The sequence below is a fragment of the Variovorax sp. DAIF25 genome (assembly GCF_050711835.1).
GTDB lineage: Bacteria > Pseudomonadota > Gammaproteobacteria > Burkholderiales > Burkholderiaceae_C > Variovorax.
Window position 1 is genome coordinate 869,277 of the sequence record NZ_CP136637.1, and the last position, 25,461, is coordinate 894,737.

Annotated in this window: 26 protein-coding genes; 10 read left to right on the plus strand and 16 right to left on the minus strand. The window is 70.6% G+C overall.

Annotated elements, in window-relative coordinates:
* The first annotated feature begins 33 nt into the window (after window positions 1-33).
* Both R0232_RS38170 and R0232_RS38175 read left to right on the plus strand, forming a co-directional pair.
* Window positions 34-450: a DUF1801 domain-containing protein gene (locus R0232_RS38170; RefSeq protein ID WP_431514373.1), complete on the plus strand. Its 417-nt coding sequence runs from the start codon at window positions 34-36 to the stop codon at window positions 448-450.
* A gap of 169 nt (window positions 451-619) precedes the next feature.
* Window positions 620-2,497: a CocE/NonD family hydrolase gene (locus tag R0232_RS38175; protein ID WP_431514374.1), complete on the plus strand. Its 1,878-nt coding sequence runs from the start codon at window positions 620-622 to the stop codon at window positions 2,495-2,497.
* 12 nt (window positions 2,498-2,509) lie between these two features.
* Here the strand turns inward: R0232_RS38175 and R0232_RS38180 are convergent, their stop codons facing one another.
* Together R0232_RS38180 and R0232_RS38185 are read right to left on the minus strand one after the other, a co-directional pair.
* Window positions 2,510-3,109: an NAD(P)-dependent oxidoreductase gene (locus R0232_RS38180; RefSeq protein WP_431514375.1), complete on the minus strand. Its 600-nt coding sequence runs from the start codon at window positions 3,107-3,109 to the stop codon at window positions 2,510-2,512.
* Window positions 3,109-3,816 carry an NIPSNAP family protein gene (locus tag R0232_RS38185; protein WP_431514376.1) on the minus strand — a complete coding sequence of 236 codons (708 nt, stop codon included), beginning with the start codon at window positions 3,814-3,816 and terminating at the stop codon, window positions 3,109-3,111. Before R0232_RS38185 ends, R0232_RS38180 begins: the two co-directional genes overlap by 1 nt.
* 86 nt (window positions 3,817-3,902) lie before the next feature.
* Between R0232_RS38185 and R0232_RS38190 the strand changes: the two genes are divergently transcribed.
* The 5 genes from R0232_RS38190 to R0232_RS38210 all read left to right on the plus strand — a co-directional run bounded on the left by R0232_RS38190 (window position 3,903) and on the right by R0232_RS38210 (window position 9,233).
* On the plus strand, window positions 3,903-4,769 hold the full coding sequence (locus tag R0232_RS38190) for an IclR family transcriptional regulator (RefSeq protein ID WP_431514377.1): 867 nt from the start codon (window positions 3,903-3,905) through the stop codon (window positions 4,767-4,769).
* 157 nt (window positions 4,770-4,926) lie between these two features.
* Window positions 4,927-5,772: a helix-turn-helix transcriptional regulator gene (locus R0232_RS38195; RefSeq protein WP_296785943.1), complete on the plus strand. Its 846-nt coding sequence runs from the start codon at window positions 4,927-4,929 to the stop codon at window positions 5,770-5,772.
* Window positions 5,773-5,851: 79 nt separating this feature from the next.
* Window positions 5,852-6,442 carry a hemerythrin domain-containing protein gene (locus R0232_RS38200; RefSeq protein WP_093347053.1) on the plus strand — a complete coding sequence of 197 codons (591 nt, stop codon included), beginning with the start codon at window positions 5,852-5,854 and terminating at the stop codon, window positions 6,440-6,442.
* Window positions 6,439-8,220, plus strand: a complete 1,782-nt coding sequence (locus R0232_RS38205; RefSeq protein ID WP_431514378.1) for an FAD-dependent monooxygenase — start codon at window positions 6,439-6,441, stop codon at window positions 8,218-8,220. Before R0232_RS38200 ends, R0232_RS38205 begins: the two co-directional genes overlap by 4 nt.
* A gap of 29 nt (window positions 8,221-8,249) precedes the next feature.
* Entirely contained in the window at window positions 8,250-9,233 is a 984-nt protein-coding gene (locus R0232_RS38210; protein WP_431514379.1) for a Bug family tripartite tricarboxylate transporter substrate binding protein, read from the plus strand.
* A 3-nt stretch (window positions 9,234-9,236) separates the two neighbouring features.
* On the opposite strand, the gene R0232_RS38215 is transcribed toward R0232_RS38210, so the two are convergent.
* The 13 genes from R0232_RS38215 to R0232_RS38275 form a co-directional block, all read right to left on the minus strand.
* Window positions 9,237-9,431 (minus strand): hypothetical protein, encoded by a 195-nt coding sequence (locus tag R0232_RS38215; protein ID WP_143129235.1) that lies wholly within the window; start codon window positions 9,429-9,431, stop codon window positions 9,237-9,239.
* Window positions 9,432-9,604: 173 nt separating this feature from the next.
* Window positions 9,605-9,934 carry an NIPSNAP family protein gene (locus R0232_RS38220; RefSeq protein WP_431514380.1) on the minus strand — a complete coding sequence of 110 codons (330 nt, stop codon included), beginning with the start codon at window positions 9,932-9,934 and terminating at the stop codon, window positions 9,605-9,607.
* A gap of 6 nt (window positions 9,935-9,940) precedes the next feature.
* Window positions 9,941-10,663 (minus strand): ABC transporter ATP-binding protein, encoded by a 723-nt coding sequence (locus R0232_RS38225; protein WP_208514081.1) that lies wholly within the window; start codon window positions 10,661-10,663, stop codon window positions 9,941-9,943.
* Window positions 10,653-11,396, minus strand: coding sequence for an ABC transporter ATP-binding protein (locus R0232_RS38230; protein ID WP_431514381.1), 744 nt, complete (start codon window positions 11,394-11,396; stop codon window positions 10,653-10,655). The genes R0232_RS38225 and R0232_RS38230 overlap by 11 nt, the downstream gene beginning before the upstream one ends.
* Entirely contained in the window at window positions 11,393-12,334 is a 942-nt protein-coding gene (locus R0232_RS38235; RefSeq protein ID WP_431514382.1) for a branched-chain amino acid ABC transporter permease, read from the minus strand. The genes R0232_RS38230 and R0232_RS38235 overlap by 4 nt, the downstream gene beginning before the upstream one ends.
* Window positions 12,331-13,200, minus strand: coding sequence for a branched-chain amino acid ABC transporter permease (locus tag R0232_RS38240; protein ID WP_431514383.1), 870 nt, complete (start codon window positions 13,198-13,200; stop codon window positions 12,331-12,333). Before R0232_RS38240 ends, R0232_RS38235 begins: the two co-directional genes overlap by 4 nt.
* Window positions 13,201-13,204: 4 nt before the next feature.
* Window positions 13,205-14,452 carry an ABC transporter substrate-binding protein gene (locus R0232_RS38245; RefSeq protein WP_431514384.1) on the minus strand — a complete coding sequence of 416 codons (1,248 nt, stop codon included), beginning with the start codon at window positions 14,450-14,452 and terminating at the stop codon, window positions 13,205-13,207.
* A gap of 46 nt (window positions 14,453-14,498) precedes the next feature.
* Window positions 14,499-16,247, minus strand: a complete 1,749-nt coding sequence (locus tag R0232_RS38250) for a CocE/NonD family hydrolase (RefSeq protein ID WP_431514385.1) — start codon at window positions 16,245-16,247, stop codon at window positions 14,499-14,501.
* 37 nt (window positions 16,248-16,284) lie between these two features.
* Window positions 16,285-17,034 carry an SDR family oxidoreductase gene (locus tag R0232_RS38255; protein ID WP_431514386.1) on the minus strand — a complete coding sequence of 250 codons (750 nt, stop codon included), beginning with the start codon at window positions 17,032-17,034 and terminating at the stop codon, window positions 16,285-16,287.
* A 75-nt stretch (window positions 17,035-17,109) separates the two neighbouring features.
* On the minus strand, window positions 17,110-18,039 hold the full coding sequence (locus R0232_RS38260) for a 3-keto-5-aminohexanoate cleavage protein (RefSeq protein ID WP_431514387.1): 930 nt from the start codon (window positions 18,037-18,039) through the stop codon (window positions 17,110-17,112).
* Window positions 18,040-18,178: 139 nt separating this feature from the next.
* Window positions 18,179-20,092 carry a TRAP transporter large permease subunit gene (locus R0232_RS38265; protein ID WP_431514388.1) on the minus strand — a complete coding sequence of 638 codons (1,914 nt, stop codon included), beginning with the start codon at window positions 20,090-20,092 and terminating at the stop codon, window positions 18,179-18,181.
* A 61-nt stretch (window positions 20,093-20,153) separates the two neighbouring features.
* Window positions 20,154-20,984 (minus strand): cupin domain-containing protein, encoded by an 831-nt coding sequence (locus tag R0232_RS38270; RefSeq protein ID WP_093345189.1) that lies wholly within the window; start codon window positions 20,982-20,984, stop codon window positions 20,154-20,156.
* Window positions 20,985-21,026: 42 nt separating this feature from the next.
* Window positions 21,027-21,794 (minus strand): SDR family NAD(P)-dependent oxidoreductase, encoded by a 768-nt coding sequence (locus R0232_RS38275; RefSeq protein ID WP_431514389.1) that lies wholly within the window; start codon window positions 21,792-21,794, stop codon window positions 21,027-21,029.
* A gap of 211 nt (window positions 21,795-22,005) precedes the next feature.
* On the opposite strand from R0232_RS38275, the gene R0232_RS38280 reads away from it, so the two are divergent.
* Genes R0232_RS38280 through R0232_RS38290 form a run of 3 tightly spaced genes read left to right on the plus strand, consistent with a single transcriptional unit; the run spans window position 22,006 to window position 24,816 of the window.
* Window positions 22,006-23,019 carry a TRAP transporter substrate-binding protein gene (locus tag R0232_RS38280; protein WP_398492494.1) on the plus strand — a complete coding sequence of 338 codons (1,014 nt, stop codon included), beginning with the start codon at window positions 22,006-22,008 and terminating at the stop codon, window positions 23,017-23,019.
* Window positions 23,020-23,063: 44 nt separating this feature from the next.
* On the plus strand, window positions 23,064-23,882 hold the full coding sequence (locus tag R0232_RS38285; protein ID WP_208507444.1) for an IclR family transcriptional regulator: 819 nt from the start codon (window positions 23,064-23,066) through the stop codon (window positions 23,880-23,882).
* A gap of 10 nt (window positions 23,883-23,892) precedes the next feature.
* On the plus strand, window positions 23,893-24,816 hold the full coding sequence (locus R0232_RS38290; protein ID WP_431514390.1) for a LysR family transcriptional regulator: 924 nt from the start codon (window positions 23,893-23,895) through the stop codon (window positions 24,814-24,816).
* Here the strand turns inward: R0232_RS38290 and R0232_RS38295 are convergent.
* Window positions 24,800-25,450, minus strand: a complete 651-nt coding sequence (locus R0232_RS38295; RefSeq protein WP_431514391.1) for a hypothetical protein — start codon at window positions 25,448-25,450, stop codon at window positions 24,800-24,802. The genes R0232_RS38290 and R0232_RS38295 overlap by 17 nt on opposite strands.
* Window positions 25,451-25,461 lie beyond the last annotated feature (11 nt).

Consider the following 25,461-nt stretch of genomic DNA (forward strand, 5'->3'; position numbering starts at 1 on the left):
GCCCGGCCCTATGGAAGAAAGCCAGGAGCACCCATGAAGAAATCCGAGTCGGGCACCGACCCCGCGATCTCCGCGCAGATCGACCAGAAGATCGCCGAGCTCGGCGACTGGCGCACCCAGACCCTGGGCCGGATGCGGCAGTTGATCAAGGAGGCCGACCCGGACATCGTCGAGGAGCTCAAGTGGATGGGCACGCCGACCTGGTCGCACGACGGCATCGTCTGCACCGGCGAGTCCTACAAAGGGAAGGTGAAGCTGACCTTCGCCAAGGGCGCCTCGCTCGCGGGCGCGGCCGGCCTGTTCAACGCGAGCCTCGAGGGCAATGCGCGGCGCGCGATCGACATCGGCGAAGGCGAGACGGTCGATGCGCAGGCCTTCAAGGCGCTGATCCAGGAAGCGGTGGCGCTCAACGTGACGAAGAGCGCGGCGAAGGCGAAGCGGGGCAAATAGGGCGCGCACGCGGGGCGGGAGCGGCGCCGGCGTTGCCTGGAAGCCAGACCCGCCCCTCTCACTTTCGGGGGGGTGCCACCGCTGCGCCATGGGCATCATGCGCAAAGGGCGAGAAGGGCGCGCGCGCAAGCGCCAAGCCCTCGCGGACATTTCTCGAGGACACCGAACCATGAAAACGACCATCGCGACACTGCTCGCGCTCGCCGCAGCATGTGCCGCGCCGCTGTGCGCCCATGCGCAGGAGGCGAAGCTCGACCCCGACACCGGCCTGCCGGTGGCGCGCCCCTTCGCGTTTCCCGAACAGGGCCCCGCGGCGCCGTTCTGGGACCGCCGCCTCACGGGCTACATCGCCACCGCCGACGGCCACCGGCTGCGCTACACCGTGCTGCTGCCCAAGGGCCCGGGCCGCTTTCCCGTGGCGCTGACCGTCAACGGCTACGACGCCGGCTCGATCGGCGGCTCGGCCTACCTCAAGCACCAGACCTCGATGGCGCTCGACCTCGACCAGCGGCTGCTCGAGGCCGGCTATGCGGTGATGGGCGTCAACACGGCCGGCACCGGCTGCTCGAACGGCCCGCTCGAGTACACGCGCCCGCAGCTCGGCCGGCACGGTGCCGAGGCGGTGGAGTTCGCGGCCGCGCAGCCCTGGTCCGACGGCAACGTGGGCATGGTCAGCGCCTCCTACGGCGGCTCCTCGCAACTCGCGGCGGCGCAGTTCCGGCCGCCGCACCTGCGCGCCATCGTGCCCGGCGTGCCGCTGGTGGACTACCGCGACGCGCTGATGCCCGGCGGCGTGCTGCAGCCCGGCTTCATCACGCCGTTCCGGGTCGTGTTCCGCGCCTACTGGCACCAGGTGGTGGCAGGCACCGCGAAGGAGGAAGGCGACGCGGGCTGCCTGGCGCAGATCGAGAAGAACCTCGCGGCCGAGGAGCACCGCTCGGTGATGAACCTCTACCTCTCGCATCCGCTGCGCGACGACTACATGAACAGCTTCGACCTGTCGCGCCATGCCGACCGCATCGAGGTGCCGGTGCTGTCCTTCGAGTCGTTCCAGGACCAGGCGATCACGGCGCGCGGCGGCCACTACCACGCGAAGCTCGATCCCGCGAAGCTGTGGCGCTTCCAGTCGAACGGCCGCCACGACATGTACTTCGCCACCGCCTTCCAGGCCACCGCGCTGCGTTTTCTCGACCGCTTCGTGAAGGGCCGCGACAACGGCTTCGAGCGCGACACGCCGCGCACCACCGTGTGGATGGAAGCCTCGGGCGGTGGCCGCACGCCGCTCGAACAGCGCGCCGCGCCGGTGCCGCGCTGGGTGGTGCGGAAAGGCCCGATCCAGGCCGGCGACCTCGCGGTGCGCGAGTTCCGCCTCGGCGCGGGCGGCGTGCTCTCCGCCCAGGCCGTGCCGGGCGCGGCCGACGGCTACGACTACCCGGGCGTTGGCGTGGCCGTCAACGACGTGGCGGGCAACGGCTTCTGGGGCGCGCTACCGGCCGACTGGAAGAAGACCAGCCTGGCCTACACCTCGGCGCCGCTGGCCGCCGACATGCTGGTCTACGGATCGGGCAGCGCCGACCTCTGGGTCACGGCCGACGGCGGCGATGCCGACCTGCAGGTCACGGTCACCGAGCTGCGGCCCGACGGGCAGGAGACCTACGTGCAGCGCGGCTGGCTGCGGCTGTCGAACCGCCGGCTCGACGCGGCGCGCTCGACGCCGCTGCTGCCCGTGCATCTCGAGCAGCCCGACCAGCTCGAGGCGCTGCTGCCCGGACGCCCGGTGCTCGCGCGCGTCGAGCTGCACAGGATGGGCCACTACTTCCGCCAGGGCTCGCGGCTGCGCATCTGGATCGACACGCCGGCCCAGACCGGCGGCATGGTGTTCGACACCTACTCGCTGAAGCAGCGCATCCACGTGCTGCACACCGCGAAGTACGACTCGCTGGTGCGCTTCGGCGTGCTCGAGGACGTCAAGGGGCCCGCGGCCTATCCGGCCTGCGGCACGGTGCTGCTGCAGCCCTGCCGGGCCGATCCGCTGGCTGTGCCCTGAGCGGCCCGCGGGTCAATCGCCGATGCCGACCAGCTGCCGCGAATGGCGCCGGGCCTCGAGCTCGTCGACCAGCGCGCAGGCGAAGTCGGCATACGAGATGCCGCTGCGGCCCTGCGCATCGCTGACCAGCGCCCCGACCGCGCAGCGGTAGCGGCCGGTGCGCTCGCCCGGCGCGATGCGCGCGGCCGGCGCGAGGCAGGTCCAGTCGAGCCCCGAGGCCGCGAGCAGGACCACCGCCTCCTCGTGCGCCCGCACCTTGGGCAACAGCTCGGCCGGGAAGTCCGCCGTGTCGGCCAACCGCCGGCCCGGCGCCACCGCAAGGCCGCCGGCACCGCCCACGGTGACGATGCGTGCAACGCCCGCCATGCGCGCGGCCTCCAGCATCGAGGCCGTGGCGCGCACCAGCAGCTGCGCCACCTCGGCCGGCGCGCCATAGGCGCTGACCAGCACGTCCCGCCCCTGCAGCCCGCGCGCGAGCGCCGCCGCATCGAACACGTCGAACTCGGGACGCGGCAACGACCGCAGCAGGTGGCCGCGCCGCTCGGCCTCGAGCGCGATGTGGCGCCCCACGCGCCCGCTGCCGCCCACCAGCGCGATCTTCAGCGGCGGCATCAGGCGATGCGGCCCAGCCCGGCGCGAAGGGTCGCGCCCGGCGCGGGCTCGAGCAGGTTGACCTCGGCGCGCTGGAACAGCGCCGTGCCATGGCGCGCGCGCTGCGCCGCGAACTCGGCCTGCAGCGCGGCATCGCGGTCCAGCCGCTGGCGGCCGGCATGCCAGGCCGCGGCATCGGGCCAGGCGTAGAGCAGCACGATCTTCTGCATGCCGGCGCCGGCCGCCATGTCCCACACCGCGAGCACGCGCGCGCCGGCCTCGCGCACGCGCGGCAGCCAGGTCTCGTGCAGGAAGACATTGGCGTTGGCGTTCTGCCCTGGCGCGATCTGCTGCTGCACCAGCTCGTGCAGGCCGCCCACGGGCTCCGCGGCCTCGGCCCCCGCGAGCGCCGGCCAGGCCGCGTTCGGCTTCAGGAAGAACAGGTCGTGGCGCTCCACCATCTCGTGGCCTGCGTTGGTCTCGGCGCGCACGCGCCACCACTCGGCATCGGCATAGAAGCTGGCCCACACGGCCTCGCGGTGCGCATAGTCGCGGTAGGCCATCAGGTAGGCGAAGCGCGGCGCGTCGGGGCCGGCCACGGCCTGCCAGCGCGCGACGCAGTCGACGCCATGCTTCTCGAACAGGGCCGGGAAGTGGCGGTTGAAGCGGTCGTGCACGTCGGCCATGCGGCCCGGTGCCACCGCGTAGAGGCGCAGTTCGTGGATCATGGCCGCCACCATAGCCATGGCGCGGCGGCTGTCTGTCCCGCCGCAGGGGGGCAGGCAGCGACTATGCGCGTGCTAGTCTCGTGCGGATGGTCCCGCCCTCCCCCCTGAAAGATGCGAAGTCCGGCCATGGCGCCGACGAGACGACCGGCGCGGGCCCCGGTGCCGGCGACGAGGACGCGGGCGGCGTGCAGGCGGTCGACACCGCGGTGCGCGTGCTGTCCGCGCTGATCGACACCGGCGCGCCGCTGATGCTCAAGACCGTGGCCGAGCGCGCCGAGATGCAGCCGCCGAAGGCGCACCGCTACCTCGTGAGCTTCTGCCGCAACGGGCTGGCCGAGCGCGATGCCGCCAGCGGCGGCTACCGGCTCGGGCCGCTGGCGGTGCGGCTGGGCCTCGCGGCGCTGCGCCGGCTCAACGTGGTGCAGGTGGCCTCGCCCACGCTCGGCGAGCTGCGCGACGAGCTCGGCTTCACCGTCGGCCTCGCGGTCTGGGGCGCGGCCGGCCCGACCTTCGTGCGCTTCGAGGAAACCAACGACGCGCTGATCATCAGCGGCCGCCCCGGCTCGGTGATGCCGATGCTGACCTCCTCCACCGGCCGCATCTTCGGCGCCTACCTGCCGGCCTCGGTCACGGCGCCGCTGATCGATCGCGAGCTCTCGGGCGTGCCGCATCCGGGCGCGACGCCGAACCCGGCGGCCGGCCGGATGACGCGCGCCGATGTCGACGCACTGTTCGAGTCGGTGCGCAAGCGCAAGCTCGCGCGCATCCAGGGCGACCTCAATCCGGGGCTGCACGGCGTGTCGGCGCCGATCTTCGACCACGCGGGCGCGGTGGCCGGCGTGATCACCGTGATGGGCTCGGCCGGCCTGATCGACACCCGGCTCGACGGCCATGTGGCGACCGTGCTGTCGGCGCGCGCCGAGGACGTTTCGCGCCGCATGGGTTGGGGCTGAAACCGCCTGCCGCAGCGCAGCGGAGGGTTTCTCCTCACACAGTCAGGATTTCGATGAGCGTAATCTGATTACGGAATTTGAAACCTGCCCGGAACACAGAAGTCCGGGCAGCGAGCGCCCTCGAAGGCGCATGGCAGCACCCCAGGAGACAACGATGATGACGGTGACGATCCAGGACCGGCCCCCGGTCGCCTCCACCTCGGAAGCGCAGCTCGCGCGCCTGGTCGACGGCATGGGCAGCGAGCGCTTCGCCCCCGCGCTCGCGAACTACCTGCATGCGCTGTGCGGCGCCGATCACTTCGCGGCCTTTCGCCTCGGCCAGGATGAGCTGCGCGAAGTGGCGGCCTGCTGCGTGCAGCCCGAGCGGACCGCGCGCGACCGCGTCGAGAGCTACGTCAAGCAGGGCCTGTGGAAGCACGACCCGGCCATGACGGAAGCCCAGCGCCGCGTCGACGGCGCGGCCGCCACCATCATCCACGTCGACTTCAGCGACCACGAGTACGACGACCTGCGCCCGCGCGTCTATCCGCACGTGCGCGACCGCATCCTGCTGTGCGGCCGCGGCACCAACGGCGCCTTCGGCCTCAGCGTGCTGCGCGCCGACCCGCACACGCCGTTCGCGCACGACGGCATCGAGCGCCTCGCGCAGGCGGCCGAGCTGCTGCTGGCGATGCTCTCGAAGCATGCCGACGTCTGCCAGAGCCGGCCCGACGTGTCGCAGGCGCTGACCACGCTCGACGAGATCGAGAACTGCATCGTGGCGACCAGCCCGCTGCCGCGGCGCGAGGCCGAGGTCTGCGCGCGCATCCTCTACGGGCTGTCCTCGGTCGGCATCGCGCTCGACCTCGCCGTGAGCGAAGAGACCGTGAAGACCTACCGCAAGCGCGCCTACCAGCGGCTGGTGATCGGCAGCGAACGCGAGCTGCTGACCTGGTACCTCGCGCGCTGGGGCCGCTGGAGCGCGGAGCGCTTCCAGACCATGGCCTCGCGCGCGCTGCACTAGCCCCCTCGAGCGTCCCCTGCAGCGGGACTGACCCCGGCGCCCGGCTGTGCCCCAATGAGGCCATGCCCGAGTCGCACCGATGCCGCCCCTGCTCCAACCCTCCGCCGTCCAGCTGATCCTCGAGGATCACCAGGCCCTCGCGACGGTGCTGCGGGCCCTGGGCGACAGCGTCGAGCAGGCGCGCCGCTCGGCCCGCCGGCCCGATTTCGACGAGCTGCGCGCCATGCTGTTCTACCTCGACGAGATGCCCGCGCGCATGCACCACGCGAGCGAGAGCGAGCTGCTGTTCCCGAAGATCCGCGAGCGCTGCCCGGCGCTGCGCCCGGTGCTGGCCCGGCTCGAGGCCGAGCACGAGCGCGGCGAATCGTCGGTGCGCGAGCTCGAGCATGCGCTGACCGCCTGGGAGCTGATGGGCGAGGTGCACCGCGAATCCTTCCAGCTGCTGCTGCACACGCATGCCACCGTCTACCTCGGCCATATGGAGGTCGAGGAAAGCTACGTGCTGCCCGTGGCCGCCGACTACCTCTCGCCCGCCGACTGGCGCGAACTCGCCGAGGCGCTGGCGCGCCAGCGCGGCGACACCGATGCCGCGATGACGCAGGGCCACCGCGCGCTGTTCGCGCGCATCACCGCCCGCACCTCCTGCCCCGATCCCACGCTCCAGAAATGACCATGCAAGACATCGACGTTCCCGTTCTCATCGTCGGCGGCGGAGGCTGCGGCCTCGCGGCCTCGCTGTTCCTCTCGCGCCAGGGCATCGCCAGCCTGCTGATCGAACGCCATCCGGCGCCGGGCCGGCTGCCCAAGGCGCGCTACATCAGCCAGCGCACCATGGAGCTGCTGCGCCAATTCGAGGTGGCCGAGCGCGTCTACGAGCGCTCGATGCCGCTGGCCCACATCTCGCACATCCGCTGGTGCACCACGCTGGCCGGCGACGGCGAACTCGACCGTCGCACCTTCTACCGCATCGAATCCTTCGGCGGCGGCTCGCTCGCGCAGCACTACGCGAAGGACAGCCCCTGCGAATCGACGCTCTACCCGCAGGTGCGCATGGAGCCACTGCTGCGCGAGCTGGCCTCGGCCGAGGCGAACGCGCAGGTGCGCTACCACCATCAGCTGCAGTCGTTCGAGCAGGACGAGGACGGCGTGACCGCGCGCGTGCTCGATCGCGACAGCGGCGAGGAGTACCGCGTGCGCGCGAAGTACCTGATCGGCGCCGACGGCGGCAAGACCGTGGGCCCGGCGCTGGGCGCGGTGATGAGCGGCGCGACCGACCTCGCGCACATGGTCACGGTCTACTTCCGCGCCGACCTCTCGAAGTACTGGGACGACGACCACTCGATGACCACCTGGTTCGTCAACCCCGAGGGCGGCTCCTGGGCCAGCGGCGTGCTGGGCCAGCTCGGGCCCACGCGCTTCGGCCGGCATTCCGAGGAGTGGATGTTCCACTTCAGCTTCCGGCCCGACGATCCCTCGCGCTTCGAGGAGTCGTCGCTGCTGCCGCGCATGCGCGAGCTGCTCAAGATCCCCGACCTGCATCCCGACATCATCGGCATCGGTCACTGGACGGTCGAGGGCGTGCTGGTCGACCGCTACCGCTGGGGCCGCGCGCTGCTCGCGGGCGATGCCGCGCACCGCCATCCGCCGACCACCGGCCTGGGCCTGAACTCGGCGATCCAGGACGCGCACAACCTGGCCTGGAAGCTCGCGGCGGTGCTCAAGGGCGAGGCGCACGACAGCCTGCTCGACAGCTACGAGGCCGAGCGCCGCCCGGTGGCCGCGTTCAACATCCAGTGGGCGCTGATGACCTTCCAGAACCACCAGCTCACCGATGCCGGCATCGGCCTGGTGCGCGGCAATGCCGAGCTGAGCCAGGCGAACTTCCGCCGCTACTTCGCCGACGACGCAGAGGGCCGCACGCGGCGCGCGCGTCTCGCGCAGATCATGGAAGTGCAACGCATGGAATGGCAGGCGCACGACATCGAGCTCGGCTACCACTACGACCTCGGCGCGGTGATGCCCGACGGTACGCCCACGCCCGAGCGCGATCCGCTGGGCCAGACCTACGTGCCCACCACGCGGCCCGGCCACCGGCTGCCGCATGCCTGGCTCGAGCGCGACGGCAAGAGGATCTCCACGCTCGACCTGGTGCGCCCGGGCCGCTTCACGCTGCTGACCGGCCGCCAGGGCTCGGCCTGGGCCGATGCCGCGGCCACGCTGGCGCATGGTGCGGGCCTGCCGGTGGACATCGTCGAGATCCACGACACGGCCGCGGTGCGCGACGTCGAAGGAGCCTGGCGCTGCCTGCGCGGTGTCTCTTCGGACGGCGCGATCCTGGTGCGGCCCGACCAGCACGTGGCCTGGCGCGCGATGGGCCGCAGCGACAGCGCGCGCGGCCAGCTCGCGGCGGCCTTCGCGAAGATCCTGCGGCGCGATCTCGCGGCCTGACATTCCAACGAACAAGGAGACAGCCCCCCATGCAACGACGCACCCTGCTTTCGCTCCTGGCCACCGGCGCCCTGGCCCCCGCGGCCTTCGGCGCCGCGGCGCAGGGCACTTGGCCCAGCCAGCCGATCCGCCTGATCGTGCCCTACCCGGCCGGCGGCGGCACCGACTTCTTCGCGCGCCTGGTCGCGCCCGGCATGGGCGAGGTGCTGGGCCAGCCGGTGATCGTGGACAACCGCCCCGGCGCCTCCGGCATCATCGGCGCGACCGCCGTGGCGAAGCAGCTCGCGCCCGACGGCCACACCTTCCTGCTCGGCGACATGACCACCTACGCGGTCAACCCGGCGATGTTCGACAAGCTGTCGTACGACCCGCTCAAGGACCTGCGCACCGTGACCATGACCGCGAAGTTCGACTTCCTGCTGGTGGTCAATCCCAACACGCTGCCGGTGCGCAACCTGCAGGAACTGATCGCGCTGGCCGCGCGCACGCCCGAGGGCCTGAACTACGCTTCGCCGAGCGTGGGCACCACGCACCATCTCGCCACCGAGTTGCTGGCGCGCGAGACCGGCATGAAGCTGGTGGCCATCACCTACAAGGGCGGCGGCCCCGCGGTGCAGGACCTGCTGGGCGGCCAGGTCGGTTTGATGTTCCTCGACCGCGCCACCGCGCGGCCGCACATCGAGTCGGGCCGGCTGCGGCCGATCGCCGCGGCCGGCGCCAAGCGCATCGCGGCCTACCCCGAGGTGCCGACCGTGGCCGAGCAGGGCGTGAAGGGTTTCGAGGTCGAGGGCTGGCAGGGCTTCAGCGTGCGCACCGGCACGCCCGATGCCGTGGTGCAGGCGCTGCAGGCCGCCTATCTCAAGGCCATCGCGCCGGCCGAGATCCGGCGCAAGCTCGGCGAGGCCGGCATCGACCCGGTGGGCGGCACGCCCGAGCAGTTCACCCAGTACATCCAGTCCGAGACCGCCAAGTGGGGCCGCGTGGTTCGGGAGCGGGGCATCAAGGCCGAATGACGGCTACTTGAGGCAGGTCTTGGTGAAGACGCCGTCGTGCGCGGCCGTGGCCTCGCAGGCCGGCGCGGCGGTCTGGATGACCGTGGCGCCGGCGGCATCGTCCTTCTCCACCGCCCAGGCCATGGGCGCGAGGATCGCGAGGAAGAACGATCCCAGCAGGGCAGCACCGGCTGCCAGCGATCCTATTTTTTTCGTCATGTGCGGCTCCTGGTGCTTGCCGGGCAACAGGCCCGGCGCATGGGGACCGATGGTGGGGGCCGGGCGGGTGGGGACCCGTCAGTGCCGGAGCACGGCGCTTGTAGGCGGGCGCTGTATTCAGGGCGGCAGGGCCGCGCTCGCCGCACCGCGGACCCGCCGCATCGCGCAAGCCATCACGCCCCAGCCATCGCGATCGGCCCCGTGAACGCCGCAGGCAGCAGGATCTTGCTCTCCTGCGCCACGAAGAAGCCGATGAACAGGTCCACCGCGCGTTGCCATTGCGGATCGGCCGCGAGCCGGTCGCGCCTCGACTGGCGCTCGTCGAGGCTGTCGAAGCCCCACAGGTGGACCACCTGGTTCAAGGGCCCGATCTCGGTGCGGTACGACCCCAGGTAGTTGCCGAGGATGCTTCGCTGCAGCGCGAGGCCTTCGGCCTCGTAGATCCGGAAGTACTCCGCCGTGCTGCCGGGGCGAAGGGTGTAGGTGCGCATCTCGATGATCATGGCGGTTCAGTGCATTCCGAGGTGGTGTTCGATCAGGGCCGGGTCCGCGCGCAGTGCCGAGGTGCTGCCCGCGAACACGACGTGCCCGGTGTTGATGACCACGGCATCGTCGGACAGCTCGACGGCCAGCCGCAGGTTCTGCTCCACCAGCACGATCGTCAGCCCCTCGGCCTTGAGCAGCGCGATGGTGCGCGAGACCTCGGCCACGATCTGCGGCGCGAGCCCTTCCGAGGGCTCGTCGAGCAGCAGCACGCGCGGATTGCCCATCAGCGCGCGCGCGATGGCCAGCATCTGCTGCTCGCCGCCCGACAGCGAACCGGCCGCCTGGTGGCGCCGCTCGGACAGGCGCGGGAACAGCTCGAAGACGCGCGCCATGGTCCATGCGGTGCAGCCCGCGTGCCGCGGCGGCTGCTTCGCGACATCGAGGTTCTCCTTCACCGACAGCGTGGCGAACACGCGCCGGCCCTGCGGCACCAGCCCGATGCCCAGGCGCGCGATGCGCTCGGGGCTCGCGCGCTCGATCGGTTCGCCGAACAACGCGATGCGGCCGCGGCCGCCGGCCAGCAAGCCCATGATGCTGCCGATGCAGGTGGACTTGCCCGCGCCGTTGCGCCCGAGCAGTGCCAGCACGGTCCCCGCGCGCACCGAGAAGCCCACGCCGTGGAGCACCTGGCTGTCGCCGTAGAGCGCGTCCACGCCGGCCAGCGTCAATGCCGTTTCATTGGCCAAGATAGATCTCCCGTGTCCTGGGGTGGTTCACCACCTCCGCGCGCGTGCCCTCGACCAGGATCTTTCCGTAGTGCAGCAAGGTGATGCGGTCGGCGAAGTCGAGGGCCACGTCCATGTCGTGCTCGATCATCACGACCGTGGTCTCCCTCGGTATGCGGTCGAGCAACTGCCGGATCGCCACGCGCTCGCCCTGCGACAGGCCGGCCAGCGGCTCGTCCAGCAGCAGCAGCCGGGGCCGCTGCACCAGCGCCATCGCGATCTCCACGCGCCGCTTCTCGCCATAGGACAAGGTACCGAGCCGGCGCCGCGCGGAGTCCTGCAGTCCGACCATCTCGAGCGCTTCCTGCGCGCGCTCGCCGAAGCCGGCCTCGGGGCGCATCGGGCGCCAGGCGGTCCAGCGCAGCGGCGAGCGGCCGAGCAGGCTCAGCATCAGGTTCTGCGCCACGGTGTCGCGGTCGAACAGCGTGATGATCTGGAAGGTGCGCGCCAGGCCGAGCTGCGCGCGCTGATCGCTGCGCAGCGTGGTCACGTCCTGGCCGAAGATGCGGATCTCGCCGCCATCGCTGCGCAGGTCGCCGGCGATCAGGTTGAACAGCGTGGTCTTGCCGGCGCCGTTCGGACCGAGCATCAGCCGCCGCTCGCCCTGCGCGATCGCAAGCGAGACGTCCTGGGTCACGGGCAGCCCGCCGAAGGATTTCGCGAGATGGCGGATCTCGAGCGCGGGCGCGTTCATGGCCGCTCCTCCCGCGCCGCGCCGAAAAGGCGGCGCACGCCGGGCACCACGCCCTGCGGCATCCAGACGACGATGAACACGAACACGAAACCCAGCAACATGTTCCAGCGCTCGACATAGCCCGAGACGTAGTTCTTGAGCAGCAGCACGATCGCCGCGCCCACCACCGGCCCGGCCAGCGTCCCGGTGCCGCCGGTCATCACGCCGAGCAGGGCTTCGGCCGAGGAGCCCAGTGCCAGCGAGCTCGGATGGATGTACTTGTGGTAATAGACATAGAGCAGGCCCGAGACGCCGCCGAGGAAGCCGACGAACACGAAGGCGATCCAGCGCACCCGCCAGACGTCGTGGCCCAGCGCCGCCATGCGCCGCGGCTGGTCGCGCGTGCCGCGCAGCGAGGTGCCCAACGGCGAGGCGACGAAGACCATGAGCACCGCCATCCCGAGCGCCACCACCGCCAGCGTGAAGTAGAAGAACGGCGTCGAGGCGTTCAGGTCCACCCCCGGCAGCGAAGGCCGCCCCAGGCCGGCGAGGCCGTTGTCGCCGCCGGTCACCGAGGACCAGCGGTAGGCCAGCCCCCAGAGCACCTGGCTCAACGCGAGCGTGATCATCAGGAAGCCGATGCCGCTGGCGCGCAGGGCGATCCAGCCGAACACCGCGGCCGTCAGCACCGCGGCGGCCAGCGCGAGCGGCGCGGCCGTCCAGGCATCGAGGCCCTGCGAGGTGGTCAGCCATGCGCTGCCGTAGGCCGCCATGCCGAGGAACGAGGCATGGCCGAGCGAGGTCAGCCCGCCGTAGCCGACGAGGATGTTGAGGCTGGAGGCGAACAGCGCGGCGATCAGGATCTGCGTCGCGAGGTTGACGTAGTACTCGCCCGCGACCCAGGGCATGGCGGCGAGCGCGGCCAGCAGCGCCAGCCAGCCCATGACGGTGCGGCTCATGCGGCGATCCTCCCGAACAGGCCGCGCGGGCGGAAGGCGATGACGAGGATCATCGGCAGGAACAGGATCACGTAGGCGAGGTCGGGCAGCAGCGCGGTGCCGAAGGTGTAGATCGCGCCGATGACGAAGCTGCCGACGAAGGCGCCGAGCAGGCTGCCCACGCCGCCGAGGATCACGACGATCAGCGCCAGCGGCAGCATGTCGGCGTCCATGCCCGGATAGGCCGAGAGGATCGGCGCGCCGAGCACGCCGCCGATGCCCGCGAGCGCGGCACCGAGGCTGAACACCAGCGTCAGCAGCCGCGACACCGGCACGCCGACGGCGCGCGCCATCGGCATGTCGTCGACGCCCGCGCGGATCATGGCGCCCAGCCGGGTGCGGTCGATCATCAGGTGCAGGGCCAGCGCGATCGCGGCCGCCACGCCGAGCAGGAACAGCCGGTAGGCGGGAAAGGCCATGCCGAAGACCACCAGCGGCTTGCGCAGCAGCTCCGGCGTCGCGAGCGGGATCGGGTCGCCGCCCCACAGCAGCAGGCAGGCGTCGGCGATGATGAACGACAGCCCCAGCGTGGCCAGCACCTGGTTGAGCGCGTTGCCGGCCAGCCGCCGGATCAGGAAGCGCTCGACCAGCGCGCCGAGCACGCCGAGCGCGACGCCGGCCGCGAGCACGGCCAGCCAGAGGCTCGCGACGCGGCTGAACACCATCACGCCGAGGTAGGCGCCGAGCATGAAGAAGGCGCCGTGCGAGAGGTTCGCCGTGCGGATCAGGCCGAAGATCAGCGAGAAGCCGGAGGACAGCAGGAACAGCACCGCGCCCAGCGAGAGGCTGTTGAGCGCCTGCAGCACCATGAATTGCGTCGAGGGCATGCGCTCAGCTCTCCAGGTGCCTGGCCGGCGGAAAGCTGCGCGAATACACCGGTTCCTTGAGGAAGGCCGCGGGCTCGTACTTCCAGAACTGGCTCACGTTCGGGTAGGTGTCGATCACCGAGTTGACGAGGCGGCCCTCCTTGCGGACCACCTTGCGGATGTAGACGTCGCCCACCACGTTGCCGTAGGCGTCGAACGAGACCGGCCCGCGCGCGGTCCTGGCGAGCTTCACCTCGCGCAGCGCCTTCATGAAGACCGCCTTGTCCTCGACCTGGCCGTTGGCGACCGTCACCGCCGCCTCGAAGACGGCGCCGTTGACGTAGCCCATGGCCGCGTAGAGGCCGGGGTCGTAGCGCGTCTCGGCGCGGAAGGCGGCCGAGAACTTGCGGTTCACCTCGTTGTCGAGTTCCGCGGAGTACCAGCAGGCGGTGAGCACGCCGAGGGCCTCGTCGCCCATGTTGCGCAGCACCGACTCCTCGAGCGCCGTCATGTTGCCCACCACGGGCAGCTTGCCCGCCAGGCCGTACTCGTTGAACTGGCGCAGGAAGCGGAAGCCGTTGGAGCCCGCGAAGCCGATGAAGATCGCGTCGGCGTCGGTCTTGAGCTGCGCCAGGTAGCTGCCGTAGTCCGGCACCGTGAGCGGCGAGAAGAGGCGCTGCACGACCTTGCCGCCGGCGTCCTCGAAGGCGCGCTGGAACCCGCCCACGGTCTCGTGGCCGAAGGCCAGGTCGTCGGCGATCACGACCATGCGCTTGTACTTGAGGACCTTCGCGCAGTAGTCGCCCATCGGATGCGAGCACTGGGCCGAGGTGGCCGTGGCGCGCACGGCCCAGGGATTGGTCTTGCGCTGCGTCATGTCCTCGGCGCCGGGCATCCACAGCGTGGGCACCTGCTGCTGGCGGACGTAGTCGTCGATGGCCAGTGCCTCGAAGGCCGCCATCGGTCCGGTGAGCGCGTGCACCTTGTTGCGCTCCACCAGCTCCTGCGCCTTGGTGCGCGCGGTGGCCGGCACGCCGGCGGTGTCGGCCACCACCAGCTCGACCTTGCGCCCGCCGATGGTCTGGCCACGCTCGCGCAGGTACTGCTGCAGCGCGCGCTCGATGTCGAGGCCGCCCGAGGCGAGCGGGCCGGTGCGGATCGTCAGCAGGCCCAGCCGGATCGGCCCGGACTGCGCCCGCGCCAGCGGCGGGCAACTGGCCAGTGCCGCGGCGCTGCCCGCGGCCGCGATGAATTGGCGGCGATCGATGCTCATGTCTTGTCTCCTTGTGGTTGTGGCGCCGGTACGTGTCCCGCCGTTCCTAGTCGGGAATGACGGGCAGCAGGATGAAGGGCGGGTCGGCCGGATCGCAGTGCAGCGTGTTGCGCCCGCCGTAGATCTCCGCGGGCCGGTCGCGCGGATCGTTGTGCAGGAACGGGCCGCAGCCCTTGAGCTCGTTCTTCAGGTTCGAGAGCTTCAGGCCGGTGCTCGCCTGCCACTCGTAGTCCTTGCCGCGCACCGACAGCGCGATGCGGTAGCCGGCCGGCACCACGATCGAGGTCGGCAGCACTTCCACGTCGAGGTCCACGGGCTGCCCGGGCTCGAGCGGTTCGAGCGCGTCGTGCGGATGGTAGGGACGGTAGGGCTGGCTGAGCCGCGGATCGAGCTTGCGGTGCGAGGCCCGCAGCCAGCCCTGCCCCACGGGCGTGTGCGGATCGAGCGCACCCTGGAAGGTGATCTCGCGCAGGTCGCTCGTGAAGACGCGCAGCACCAGGAACACGTCCGCGTCGGCGGTCGACGAGGACAGCCGCAAGCGCGCGGCCGAGGGGCCGGTGATCTCGGTGTCATGCGCCAGCGGCAGCGACATGAAGGTCAGGCCGTCGCCCAGCGCCTCGTAGTCCGCCGTGGCCGGCGCGGCGGGCGGCTCGGTGCGCAGCGAATGGTCGCCGAAGTGCAGGTAGTAGCGCGTCCAGCGGGTGCGCGCCAGCGGCCACTCGTGCTCCTGCCGCTCGACGAAGCGGTCCACGTGACGTACCTGCAGCTGCACCTTGGGCCGTTCGCCCCAGCCATTGGCCTCGCCCTTGAGGTAGTGGTCGAAGAAGCGCTTCTGCAGCTGCACGCCGTAGTCGGTGTAGAAGTGCGTCCAGTGCGCCAGGCCGTGCGCCTCGAGCCATTTCTCGGGCGAGGCCGCGCGCGCGATGGCCTCGAAGTTGCCGCGCGTGTGCAGCCCCTGCCCGCCCCAGTTGGCGGCCGAGAGGAAAGGCACGCGGATCCGGTCCCACACGGCCGAGCGTTCGCGGTGCCAGGCGTCGTCGAGCGGATGCCCGAGGATGTCGTCGCCGAACTGCGAGCGGTTGGCCTGCAGCTGCGCGTCGGACAGCGTCTCGGGACCGCACACCGTGTCGCCGTGCACCTTGCTGCGCGGACCGCGCTCGCCGAGGCCGTGCTGCACGGTCTTGACCTGCATGTCGTACCAGTTGGCCCACATGGTGCTGAGAATGCCGCCGTGATGGGTGGCGTCCCGGTACCAGTCCGAGGCGCCTTCCCAGATGCACATCGCGGCCAGGTGCGGCGGCTGCAGCGAGGCCACCTGCCACTGGTTCATGCCGTAGTAGGAGATGCCGTTGAGCCCGACCTTGCCGTTGCTCCACGGCTGGACGCCGGCCCACTCGATGGCCTGGAAGAAGTCCTGCGTCTCGCGCGCCGAGAAGTGGTCGACGAAGCCCGGCGAGCGGCCGCAGCCGCGCGAGTCCACGCGCACGCATGCGTAGCCGTCGGGCACCCACTTCTCGGGGTCGACCACCTCCCAGCTCTGGTACTTGTTGGTCGAGCCCGCGCCGACCTCGGGGAACTCCAGCACCATGCCGTTCCACGCGCTCGGATAGCCCTCCTGGAACGACAGGCCCTTGGCGTACGGGCCGCAGGTCAGCACCACCGGGTAGCGGCCCGGCGCCTCGGGGCGGAAGACGTCGGCGCGCAGCACCAGGCCGTCGTCCATGACGATGGGCACGTCCCAGTCGATGCGCATGCCATCGCGGACTTCGGAACGGAGGGGTTCGACATTGCTCATGGTTGCTCTGCTTCTCGTTGAATGGAATGCGTGGGCTTCAGCGGCCGCCGGAGACGTCGACCAGCGCGCCGTGCACGTAGCTCGAGGCGTCGCCGGCCAGCCACAACGCGGCCTGCGCGACCTCGTCGGCCGAGCCGGCCCGGCCCGCGAGCGGCACGCCCGCGGCCAGTACGGCGACCGCGGCGGCACCGCCGTGCGCCTCGTGGATCTCGGTCTCGATCAGGCCGGGGCGCAGCGCGTTGATGCGCACGCCGTCGCGGCCATGCTGTTTCGCGAGCGCGACCGTGAGGCTGTCGACCGCGCCCTTGCTCGCGGCATAGAAGCTCTCGTCGGGCAGGCCGCCATGGCGCGCGGCCGCCGAGGACATGTTGACGATGACGCCACCGGTGCCGCCGTGCCGCGTCGACATGCGGCGCACCGCCTCGCGGCTGCAATGGAAGACGCTGAAGACGTTGGTCGCGAAGACCTCGGACAGCAGCGCCTCGTCGATCGCCTCGAGCGCACGCTGGCCGCCGACGATGCCCGCGTTGTTGACGAGCGCCGAGACGGGCCCGAGCAGCGCATCGACCTCGCGGAACAGCCGCGCGGCCTCGGCGTCTCGCGAGACGTCCGCGGCGATCGCGACGGCACGCCCGCCGTCCTCCTCGATGCGCCGCACCAGCGCGCGCGCCTGTTCGTGCGCGCTGCGGTAGTTGATGCATACCTGCCAGCCCTCGCGGGCTGCGCGTTGCGCGATGGCGGCACCGATGCCGCGGCTCGCCCCGGTCACGACCATGACCTTGCTCATGAACGATCCTCCGTTCGACGGATGAAGAAAGAAAAGAAAAAGAGATCCGGCGCGCCGCGGGACGCGCCGCCGCTGTCAGAACGAGACGCTCTGGCGGCCCTTGAGCGCGAGCATCTCGCGCGCCTCGTCGGGCGTCGCGACCTCGAGGCCCAGGCCCTGCACCAGTTCGCAGGCCAGGCGCACCTGCTCGGCGTTCGACGTGGCCAGCCGGCCGGGGCCGGCCCAGAGCGAGTCCTCGAGGCCGACACGGATGTGCCCGCCCATCGCGACCGACATCGCGGCGATGCGCATCTGCGCGGCGCCCGCGCCGAGCACCGACCACTGGTACTGGTCGCCGAACAGCCGGTCGGCCGTGCGGCGCATGTGGGCGACGTCCTCGGGATGGCTGCCGATGCCGCCCAGGATGCCGAACACGGACTGGATCATCAGCGGCGGCTTGACCAGGCCGCGGTCCAGGAAGTGCTTGAGGTTGTAGAGATGCGAGATGTCGTAGCACTCGAACTCGAAGCGGGTGCCGTTGTTCGCGCAGCTCTGCAGGATGTACTCGATGTCCTTGAAGGTGTTGCGGAACACCAGGTCGCGCGTGGCCTCCAGGTGAACCGGCTCCCAGTCGAAGCGGAACTTCGTGTAGCGATCGAGCAGGTGGAACAGCCCGAAGTTGGTCGACCCCATGTTGAGCGAGGCCAGCTCCGGCTTGAAGGTGAGCGCGGGCTTCACGCGCTCCTCGACCAGCATGTAGGGACTGCCGCCCGAGGTGATGTTGATCACCGCGTCGGTCTGGCGGTTGATCGCGCTCAGGAAGCGCTCGAAGGCCTCGGGCGTCTGGTCGGGCTTGCCGGTCTCGGGGTTGCGCGCATGCAGGTGCAGGATCGCGGCGCCGGCCCGCGCCGCGGCCAGGGCCTCGCGCGTGATCTCCTCGGGTGTGATGGGAAGATGCGGCGACATCGAGGGCGTGTGGATCGCGCCCGTCACCGCGCAGGTGATGATGACTTTGCGGCGGCTCATGCCGGCGCTCCCGGTGTGCGAATCATCTGGCTCGTCTCCTTGGTTCTGCTCATGGGGACAAGCGTATCGGCGGGTGTCGCGCGGCGGAAATACCGTCTCGGCATGGTCGCCATGCCAAGACTTCGCGCGACCCCGGGCGCTACAGGAAACCGATCGAGATCCAGGGCACGAGCGCGATCAGCAGCAGCCCGGCCAGCAGCGCGCCCATGTACGGCAGGATGGCCTTCATGCCGCGGTCCGGCGAGATGCGGCCGATGGCACAGGCCGTGTAGTAGCCCACGCCGAACGGCGGCATGAACAGGCCGATGCCCATCGCCAGCACCACGACCATCGCGTAGTGCACCTCGTGCACGCCGATCTCCTTGGCGATCGGGAACATCAGCGGCCCGAACAGCACGATCGCGGGAATGCCCTCGAGCACCGAGCCCAGCAGCACGAACGCGACGATCGACAGCGCCAGGAAGGTGTAGTGCCCGCCCGGCACGCCGGCGAGCGCCGCCACCAGGTCGCGCGAGAAGCCCGACTGGGTCAGTGCCCAGGCCATGGCGGTCGCGGCGCCGATGATCAGCAGGATCGCACCCGACAGCGCGGCGGTCTCGGCCAGCATCGCGCCGAGGCGGCGCCACGGCAGGCCCTTGTTGATGAGCCAGCCCGCCACCAGCGCATAGACGATGCCCACGGTGGAGACCTCGGTGGCGGTGGTCACGCCCTCGACGACGGCAGCACGGATCAGGAACGGCAGCGCGAGCCCCGGCAACGCGAGCAGCAGCGTGCGGCGCACCGTGCGCCAGTAGGCGGCCGAGCGCAGCAGGCCCGGCGCGGCATCGACGACGTCGTTGCGGCAATGAAACCCCACCACCACCGCCAGCGCGAGCGCCATCACCACCGCGGGCAGGATGCCGCCGGTGAACAGCGCGGCGATCGAGACGCCCGTGGCCGAGCCGATGGTGATCAGCACCAGGCTCGGCGGAATGGTCTCGGACATCGCGCCCGAGGACGACAGCAGCGCGACCAGGTCGCCCTCGTCCACGCCGCGCTTCTTCATCTCCGGAAAGAGCCCGGGCGCGATGGCCGCCATGTCGGCCGCCTTCGAGCCCGAGATGCCCGACACCAGGAACATCGCGCCGAGCAGCACGTACGAGAGGCCGCCGCGCACGTGGCCGATCAGCGCGGCCAGGAACGACACCAGGCTGCGCGCGATGCCCGTGGCCTCGATCAGGAGGCCCAGGAACACGAACAGCGGCACCGACAGCAGGATCAGGTGACTCATGCCCTCGTCCATGCGCGAGACCACCACGCTCAGCGGCGTGGAGGTGGTGACCGCCAGGAAAGCCACGGTGGCCAGCGCGAACACGAAGCCGATCGGCGCGCCCGCGAACACGCCGGCGCCGACCAGCAGCACGAAGAACACCAGCAGCCGGTAGTTGCCGATCTCCATCAGCCACGGGCGCAGCAGCCACAGCGCCGCCGCGATGGCCGCCAGCAGCACGACGGCCCCCGCCACGTGCGCCAGGCGTTCGCGCCGCAGCAGGGTGAGCAGCGCGAAGGCCAGCATCAGCACCAGCCCCGCCGGCATGGCGGCCGCGCGCCAGATGTTCGGCAGGTGCAGGGTCGGCGTGCTGATGAAGGCCTCGTCCTGCGCGTACTCGATCGCGGGCCAGGCCAGCGCCAGCAGCACGGCCACGCAGACCATCACGGCGAGCGTCGCGAAGAAGCGCCGCCTGGGCTCGTCGAGCCCGTTGACGAGCGCCGCCATGCGCATGTGTTCGCCGCGGCAGAAGGCCAGCACCGCGCCCAGCATCGCCAGCCACAGGAAGAGGATCGAGGCCAGCTCGTCCGACCAGGTCAGCGGCTGGCGGAACACGTAGCGCGAGACGACGCCGCACAGCAGCAGCACGATCTCCGCGGCCACGAGGACGCAGGCCAGCACCTCGACGATGCGCACCGCGGTACGGGTCGCCCGCTGGAGCCAGCCCGAGTCCGCGGCCTCGGAAGCGTGCGACCGCTGCGCCGGCGGATCCATGGCGGCCGCATGCAGGGAGTTGGTGTTCATGGCACTGCCGATCTTTTTCTTGGGAAGGACGTGGGGCCCGGGTGAGGTCGCCGCGCCGGGATCAGAACCCGAACAGGTCGGGGGCCTCGAGATCGCTCCAGGCGGTGGGACCGTCGGCCCAGGCCAGCAGCGTGCAGCCGAACTCCGAGCCGATGGCGACCTCGGTGCCGGGCTCCACGATCACGAAGTTGGCGGGGCCGGCGCGCCGGCCATCGATCGTCATCTCGCCGCCGAGCACGAAGAACTCGGTCAGCGCCGAGGTCTTGAAGACCGGCACGCGCGAGCGCGGCAGCATCGTGAGGCAGACGTGGCGATGGTTCACCGCGGCGCCGGGGCGGCCGTGTTGCGCGGGACGCCCGTAGTCGAAGATCATGCGGCGGGTGACGCCGGCCGCGGCGGTCGGCACCGCCTGCACGCGCGCCACCTCGATGCTCAGCGTGGGCGTGAGTTCGGGCGCGGGATTGCCGAAGTCGCCATGGCGCGAACCATGGTGCAGCGTGTGCAGCGAGAAGTCCTGCGGATAGAGCACCGGCGCCTCGAGGCGGTTGACCATCGAGGTCTTGCAGTAGCACATGGCGTCGTGCGTCGAGCCTTCGAGGTTGATCCCGGTGACGCCTTCCTTGTAGGTGTCCCAGTGGTCGGTCAGCGAGCCGCCGAGCATGTAGCTGCTGGTGACGCCGGTGTGCTGGTGCAGGCCGCTGGCCACCAGCGCGTCGAAGCCCAGCAGGCCCAGGAACTCGCCCTGGCCTTCGTTGCCGCGCACGAGCTTCTGGTGCAGGCCCGGCTTGCCGGCTTCGACCCAGGGGGCGGCAGCGACGTCGTGGATGTGGATCGTGGCATCGCGCAGTCGCGCCGGACGTTCGGCGACGGCGGTGTTCGAGGAGGGCAGCATGGTGGGTTTCCTTTATGGGATGGAGTGGATGGAAAGTCGGGATCAGGAAGCCTCGGAGGCCTCTCGCAGGCGCGCGGCGGCTAGCAGCCCGGCGGCCGTCATGCCGCCGTCGATGGCGATGACCTGGCCGGTGCAGTAGCCGCTGAGCTCGTCGTCGAGCAGGGTGGCGATGACGCTCGCCACCTGATGGGGCGTGCCGTAGCGCCGCTGGGGAATGCGCTCGAGCAGCGAGGCGCGCGTGGCGGGCGAATGCATGGTGGCCACCAGCGGTGTCTCGATCGCGCCCGGCGCGACTGCGTTCACGCGGATCGCGGCCTCGGCCAGCTCGACGGCCATCACCTTGGTCAGCGTGACGAGCCCGCCCTTGGAGGCGCCGTAGGCGCTGCGCCCCGCGTTGCCCACCAGGCCCGAGGCCGAGGCGATGTTGACGATGGCGCCGCCGCCCTGCGCGGCCATCCGGCGCGCCGCGGTGCGCGCGACGACGAAGGCGCCGACCAGGTTGACCTCCAGCACCTGGCGGAAGGTGCGCGTGGGCGTGTCGAGGAAGGGAATCTCCGCGCCGATGCCGGCCGACTGCACCAGGCCCGCGATGCGGCCGAAGCGCGCCTGCGCGCGTTCGAACATGCGCTCGACCTCGGCCTCGTCGGTGACGTCGCAGGGCATGAGGCAGGCGAGGTCCAGCGGCAGGTCCGCGCGGTCGCGCAGCGCTTCCAGGGCGCGGGCGTTGGCATCGGCCACGACCACGCGCTGCCCGCGTTGCCACAGCAGCTCGACGGTGGCCAGGCCGATGCCGGAAGCCCCGCCGGTCACGACCGTGGCGCCTCTTGTTCTCGATTGATGGTCCATTATGTGTACCCACTTTGGGATCGGCTTGTTCGGGATTCTCCCGTCTCGCCGCAATGAAAGCATTATCTAGAATGAAATCGCGCTGCAGATTCGTGCAAACCATAGGTCCATTTTGTGGACCATTGAAGAGTGCCAAGGCGCACCACACAACGACCCACCCCAACAGGAGACAGACATGAGTTCGATGACACGCAGAACGCTGCTGATCGGCGGCGCCGCGACCGCCGGCGCCACGCTGGTGTCGCTGCCCGCCCAGGCAGCGCCGGAGTTCACCTGCAAGTTCGCCAACAACCTGCCGCTGGCGCATCCGCTCAACGTCCGTGCGAACGAAGCGGCGGCGCGCATCAAGGCCGACACCGGCGGGCGCGTGGAGCTGCAGGTGTTCCCGAACGGGCAGCTCGGCTCGGACACCGACATGCTCAGCCAGGTGCGCTCGGGCGCGATCGAGTTCATGACGCTGTCGGGCCTGATCCTCGCGACCCTGGTGCCCGCCGCATCGATCAGCGGCCTGGGCTTCGCCTTTCCCAACTACGACGCGGTCTGGTCGGCGATGGACGGCAGCCTCGGCACCTACGTGCGCGGCCAGATCGCCAAGTCCAACCTCGTGGCCATGGACAAGATCTGGGACAGCGGCTTTCGCCAGATCACGACCAGCACCCGCCCGATCGACAAGCCGGCCGACCTCAAGGGGCTGAAGATCCGTCTCGCCTCGGCGCCGATCTTCATCTCGCTGTTCAAGAGCCTGGATGCGGCCACCACGCCGATCAACTTCAACGAGCTGTACTCGGCGCTGCAGACGAAGATCGTCGATGCGCAGGAGAACCCGCTGTCGATCCTCTCGACCGCCAAGTTCTACGAGGTGCAGAAGTTCTGCTCGATCACCAACCATGCCTGGGACGGCTTCTGGTTCCTCGCCAACCGCCGTGCCTGGGAACGGCTGCCCGAATCGCTGCGCCCCATCGTCGCCAAACACATCAACGAAGCCGCCATGGCGGAGCGCGCCGACCTCGCGCAGCTCAACAACAGCGTGCGCGCCGATCTCGCGGGCAAGGGACTGAAGTTCAACGAGCCCGATGTCGCGCCGTTCCGCGAGGCGCTGCGCGGTGCCGGCTTCTACGAGACCTGGAAGAAGAACTTCGGCGAGGAGGCCTGGGCCGCGCTCGAGAAATCGACGGGCAAGCTGAGCTGAGGCACGCGCGAGAACGACGATGACTCTGTCGTATCCTTTGCCGCATGAGTACCGCGCCCATCGAGGAGACCGAACTGACTGAATCGCGCACCGGCACCCAGGCGGTGGAGCGCGCGGTGCGCCTGCTGCAGGCCGTGGCCGCCTGCGGCGACGCGGGCGCGCGCCTCACCGACCTGGTGAGCGACCAGGGCCTCAGCAAGCCGACCGTGCGGCGCCTGCTGGCCGCACTGATCGAGCAGAAGCTGCTGTCGCAGAACGAGACCACGCGCCGCTACTACCTCGGGCTCGAGCTCTTCAGCCTCGGCGCACTGGCCGGACAGCGCCTCAACCTGCGCCGCGCGAGCGTCGATGCGCTCGCGCGCCTGACCGACGAGACGCAGGACACGGTGTTCCTGTCGATCCCCGACGGCAGGGACTCGCTGTGCATCGCGCGCTACGAAGGCGAGTACCCGATCCGCACGCTCACGATGTCGGTGGGCGATCGCCGGCCGATGGGCGTCGGCGCGGGCAGCCTCGCGATCCTCAGCGCGATGTCCGATGCCGACGTCGACGAGGTGCTGCGTTCCAACGTCTCGCGCTACGTGCCCTATGCGCCCGAGATCTCGGTCGATCGGCTGCGCGAGAAGGTGCAGGCCACGCGCGCCGCCGGCGTGGCCTCTTCCACCTTCTTCCTGAGCGACGGCAAGGTCATGCCCGGCATGAATGCGATCGGCATCCCGATCGTGACCGAACTGGGCATCCCCATCGGCGCGGTGAGCGTGGCCGCGGTGCCCGAGCGACTGGCCCCCGAGAGGCGGGCCGAGGTGGTGGCCTTCGCACGCAAGGCCGCGGCCGAGATCGCCAGGCTGGCTTCGCGGGACTGACGCGTCGCCCATGAAGATCAAGAGCCTCCAGTATTTCCTGCAGATCGCCGAGATCGGCAGCCTGACCCAGGCGGCGACGGTGCTCTACATCGCGCAACCCGCCTTGTCGCGCCAGATGCAGCAACTCGAGGACGAGCTGGGGGTGACGCTGTTCAACCGCTCCGAGCGCGGCGTGACGCTGACGGACGCGGGCCGCCTGCTCAAGACCAAGGCCACGTCGCTGCTGCGCGACTTCGATTCGCTGAGCCAGGACATGCGCGATGCGTTCAACGAGCCCAGCGGCACCGTGACCGTCGCCATGCCGCCCTCGCTCTTCCACCTGGTGACCATGCCCGCGGTGCGCGAGTACCACCGGACCTATCCGAAGGTGTCGCTGCGGATGTTCGAGGCCATGAGCGCGGTCATGAACGCGTGGTCGATGGTGCAGGCCGGCAACGCCGACCTCGCGGTCGTGACCAACATCGAGCCGCTGGCCTCGCTCGAGAACGAGCCCTTCGTGACCGAGGCGCTGTGCCTCGTCGGCCCGCCGGAAGCGAAGCTCGGGATGAAGGCCCCGGTCGAGCTGTCGTTGCTGCCCTCGCTGCCGCTCGTGCTGACCAGCCGTCCCAACAGCCTGCGGCTGATGATCGAGGCCGCGGCCGCCAAGGCCCGGCTGCCGCTGGACATCGTGATGGAGACCAACTCCTCGCGCGGACTGCTGGGCTCCGTGGAAGCGGGCCTCGGCTACACGGCCCTGCCCTACTCGGGCTGCTACCAGGCCCTGCTGCGCAAGCAGATCTCGGCCGCGCCGATCGCGGGCATGCAGGTCGCGTGGACGCTGATCCGCGCGCGCACCCAGTCGCTGTCGACGGCCGCGGAGCGCATGCGCGAGCTGCTGATCGGCACCGCGAGGTCGCAGATCGAATCGGGGCTCTGGCTCACCGGCCAGCAGTAGCCGACACACCGCGACCCTGAAGGTAGCCCTTCAGCGCAGCGACCACCAGGAGGATGGAGGGCGTCTGCGCCGATGTCGGCGGCGATCGCAGGTCGATGAGGTTCAGATCGACATGGTGGCTGGCGAGGCGGGCCGCGCTTTCCTTCGCCTGGCGCTCGAGGCTTTGGCGGTTCATCGCCTCGGAAAACTGCCCGACCAGAACCACGCGCGCCCGATCCTCGGCGCCGGCCCCCGCCTTCAACACCTCCAGCAGTTCCTGGACGAACGCCAACTCGCCCAGCAGTTCCGCGGTTTCGCTGGAGGTCTCGGGAATGAAGGTCGCGGCCGGTGTGGCAGCGGCGATCCTCGAGGTGCTCACCACGAGATGCAGACGAGGCAACTCCTCGTCGAGAAGCCGCGCCAGACGAAGGGCCGCCATGCCGTTGCGCAGGTCCACCGCATGGCCCGATGCGCCGCCCCAGCGCCGCAACGCGTTCACCTGCGCCACGCACTGGTCGTGGTCCGCATTCACCCCGTGCACATGCGCGCCGGCCCTGACCAGGGCCTCGGCGATCGCCTGGCCCAGCGGCGACGCCATGTCGGTGACCAGCGCCACCTTGCCCGCGAGGCTGAAGCGCTCTTCATGCGCACCCATGCGCGGCTCCT

Coding starts and splice junctions, on each gene's coding strand:
- R0232_RS38170 (WP_431514373.1), top strand. CDS start 34: ATGAAGAAATCCGAGTCGGGCACCGACCCCGCGATCTCCGCGCAGATC.
- R0232_RS38175 (WP_431514374.1), top strand. CDS start 620: ATGAAAACGACCATCGCGACACTGCTCGCGCTCGCCGCAGCATGTGCC.
- R0232_RS38180 (WP_431514375.1), bottom strand. CDS start 3,109: ATGCCGCCGCTGAAGATCGCGCTGGTGGGCGGCAGCGGGCGCGTGGGG.
- R0232_RS38185 (WP_431514376.1), bottom strand. CDS start 3,816: ATGATCCACGAACTGCGCCTCTACGCGGTGGCACCGGGCCGCATGGCC.
- R0232_RS38190 (WP_431514377.1), top strand. CDS start 3,903: ATGGTCCCGCCCTCCCCCCTGAAAGATGCGAAGTCCGGCCATGGCGCC.
- R0232_RS38195 (WP_296785943.1), top strand. CDS start 4,927: ATGACGGTGACGATCCAGGACCGGCCCCCGGTCGCCTCCACCTCGGAA.
- R0232_RS38200 (WP_093347053.1), top strand. CDS start 5,852: ATGCCGCCCCTGCTCCAACCCTCCGCCGTCCAGCTGATCCTCGAGGAT.
- R0232_RS38205 (WP_431514378.1), top strand. CDS start 6,439: ATGACCATGCAAGACATCGACGTTCCCGTTCTCATCGTCGGCGGCGGA.
- R0232_RS38210 (WP_431514379.1), top strand. CDS start 8,250: ATGCAACGACGCACCCTGCTTTCGCTCCTGGCCACCGGCGCCCTGGCC.
- R0232_RS38215 (WP_143129235.1), bottom strand. CDS start 9,431: ATGACGAAAAAAATAGGATCGCTGGCAGCCGGTGCTGCCCTGCTGGGA.
- R0232_RS38220 (WP_431514380.1), bottom strand. CDS start 9,934: ATGATCATCGAGATGCGCACCTACACCCTTCGCCCCGGCAGCACGGCG.
- R0232_RS38230 (WP_431514381.1), bottom strand. CDS start 11,396: ATGAACGCGCCCGCGCTCGAGATCCGCCATCTCGCGAAATCCTTCGGC.
- R0232_RS38235 (WP_431514382.1), bottom strand. CDS start 12,334: ATGAGCCGCACCGTCATGGGCTGGCTGGCGCTGCTGGCCGCGCTCGCC.
- R0232_RS38240 (WP_431514383.1), bottom strand. CDS start 13,200: ATGCCCTCGACGCAATTCATGGTGCTGCAGGCGCTCAACAGCCTCTCG.
- R0232_RS38245 (WP_431514384.1), bottom strand. CDS start 14,452: ATGAGCATCGATCGCCGCCAATTCATCGCGGCCGCGGGCAGCGCCGCG.
- R0232_RS38250 (WP_431514385.1), bottom strand. CDS start 16,247: ATGAGCAATGTCGAACCCCTCCGTTCCGAAGTCCGCGATGGCATGCGC.
- R0232_RS38255 (WP_431514386.1), bottom strand. CDS start 17,034: ATGAGCAAGGTCATGGTCGTGACCGGGGCGAGCCGCGGCATCGGTGCC.
- R0232_RS38260 (WP_431514387.1), bottom strand. CDS start 18,039: ATGAGCCGCCGCAAAGTCATCATCACCTGCGCGGTGACGGGCGCGATC.
- R0232_RS38265 (WP_431514388.1), bottom strand. CDS start 20,092: ATGAACACCAACTCCCTGCATGCGGCCGCCATGGATCCGCCGGCGCAG.
- R0232_RS38270 (WP_093345189.1), bottom strand. CDS start 20,984: ATGCTGCCCTCCTCGAACACCGCCGTCGCCGAACGTCCGGCGCGACTG.
- R0232_RS38280 (WP_398492494.1), top strand. CDS start 22,006: ATGAGTTCGATGACACGCAGAACGCTGCTGATCGGCGGCGCCGCGACC.
- R0232_RS38285 (WP_208507444.1), top strand. CDS start 23,064: ATGAGTACCGCGCCCATCGAGGAGACCGAACTGACTGAATCGCGCACC.
- R0232_RS38290 (WP_431514390.1), top strand. CDS start 23,893: ATGAAGATCAAGAGCCTCCAGTATTTCCTGCAGATCGCCGAGATCGGC.
- R0232_RS38295 (WP_431514391.1), bottom strand. CDS start 25,450: ATGGGTGCGCATGAAGAGCGCTTCAGCCTCGCGGGCAAGGTGGCGCTG.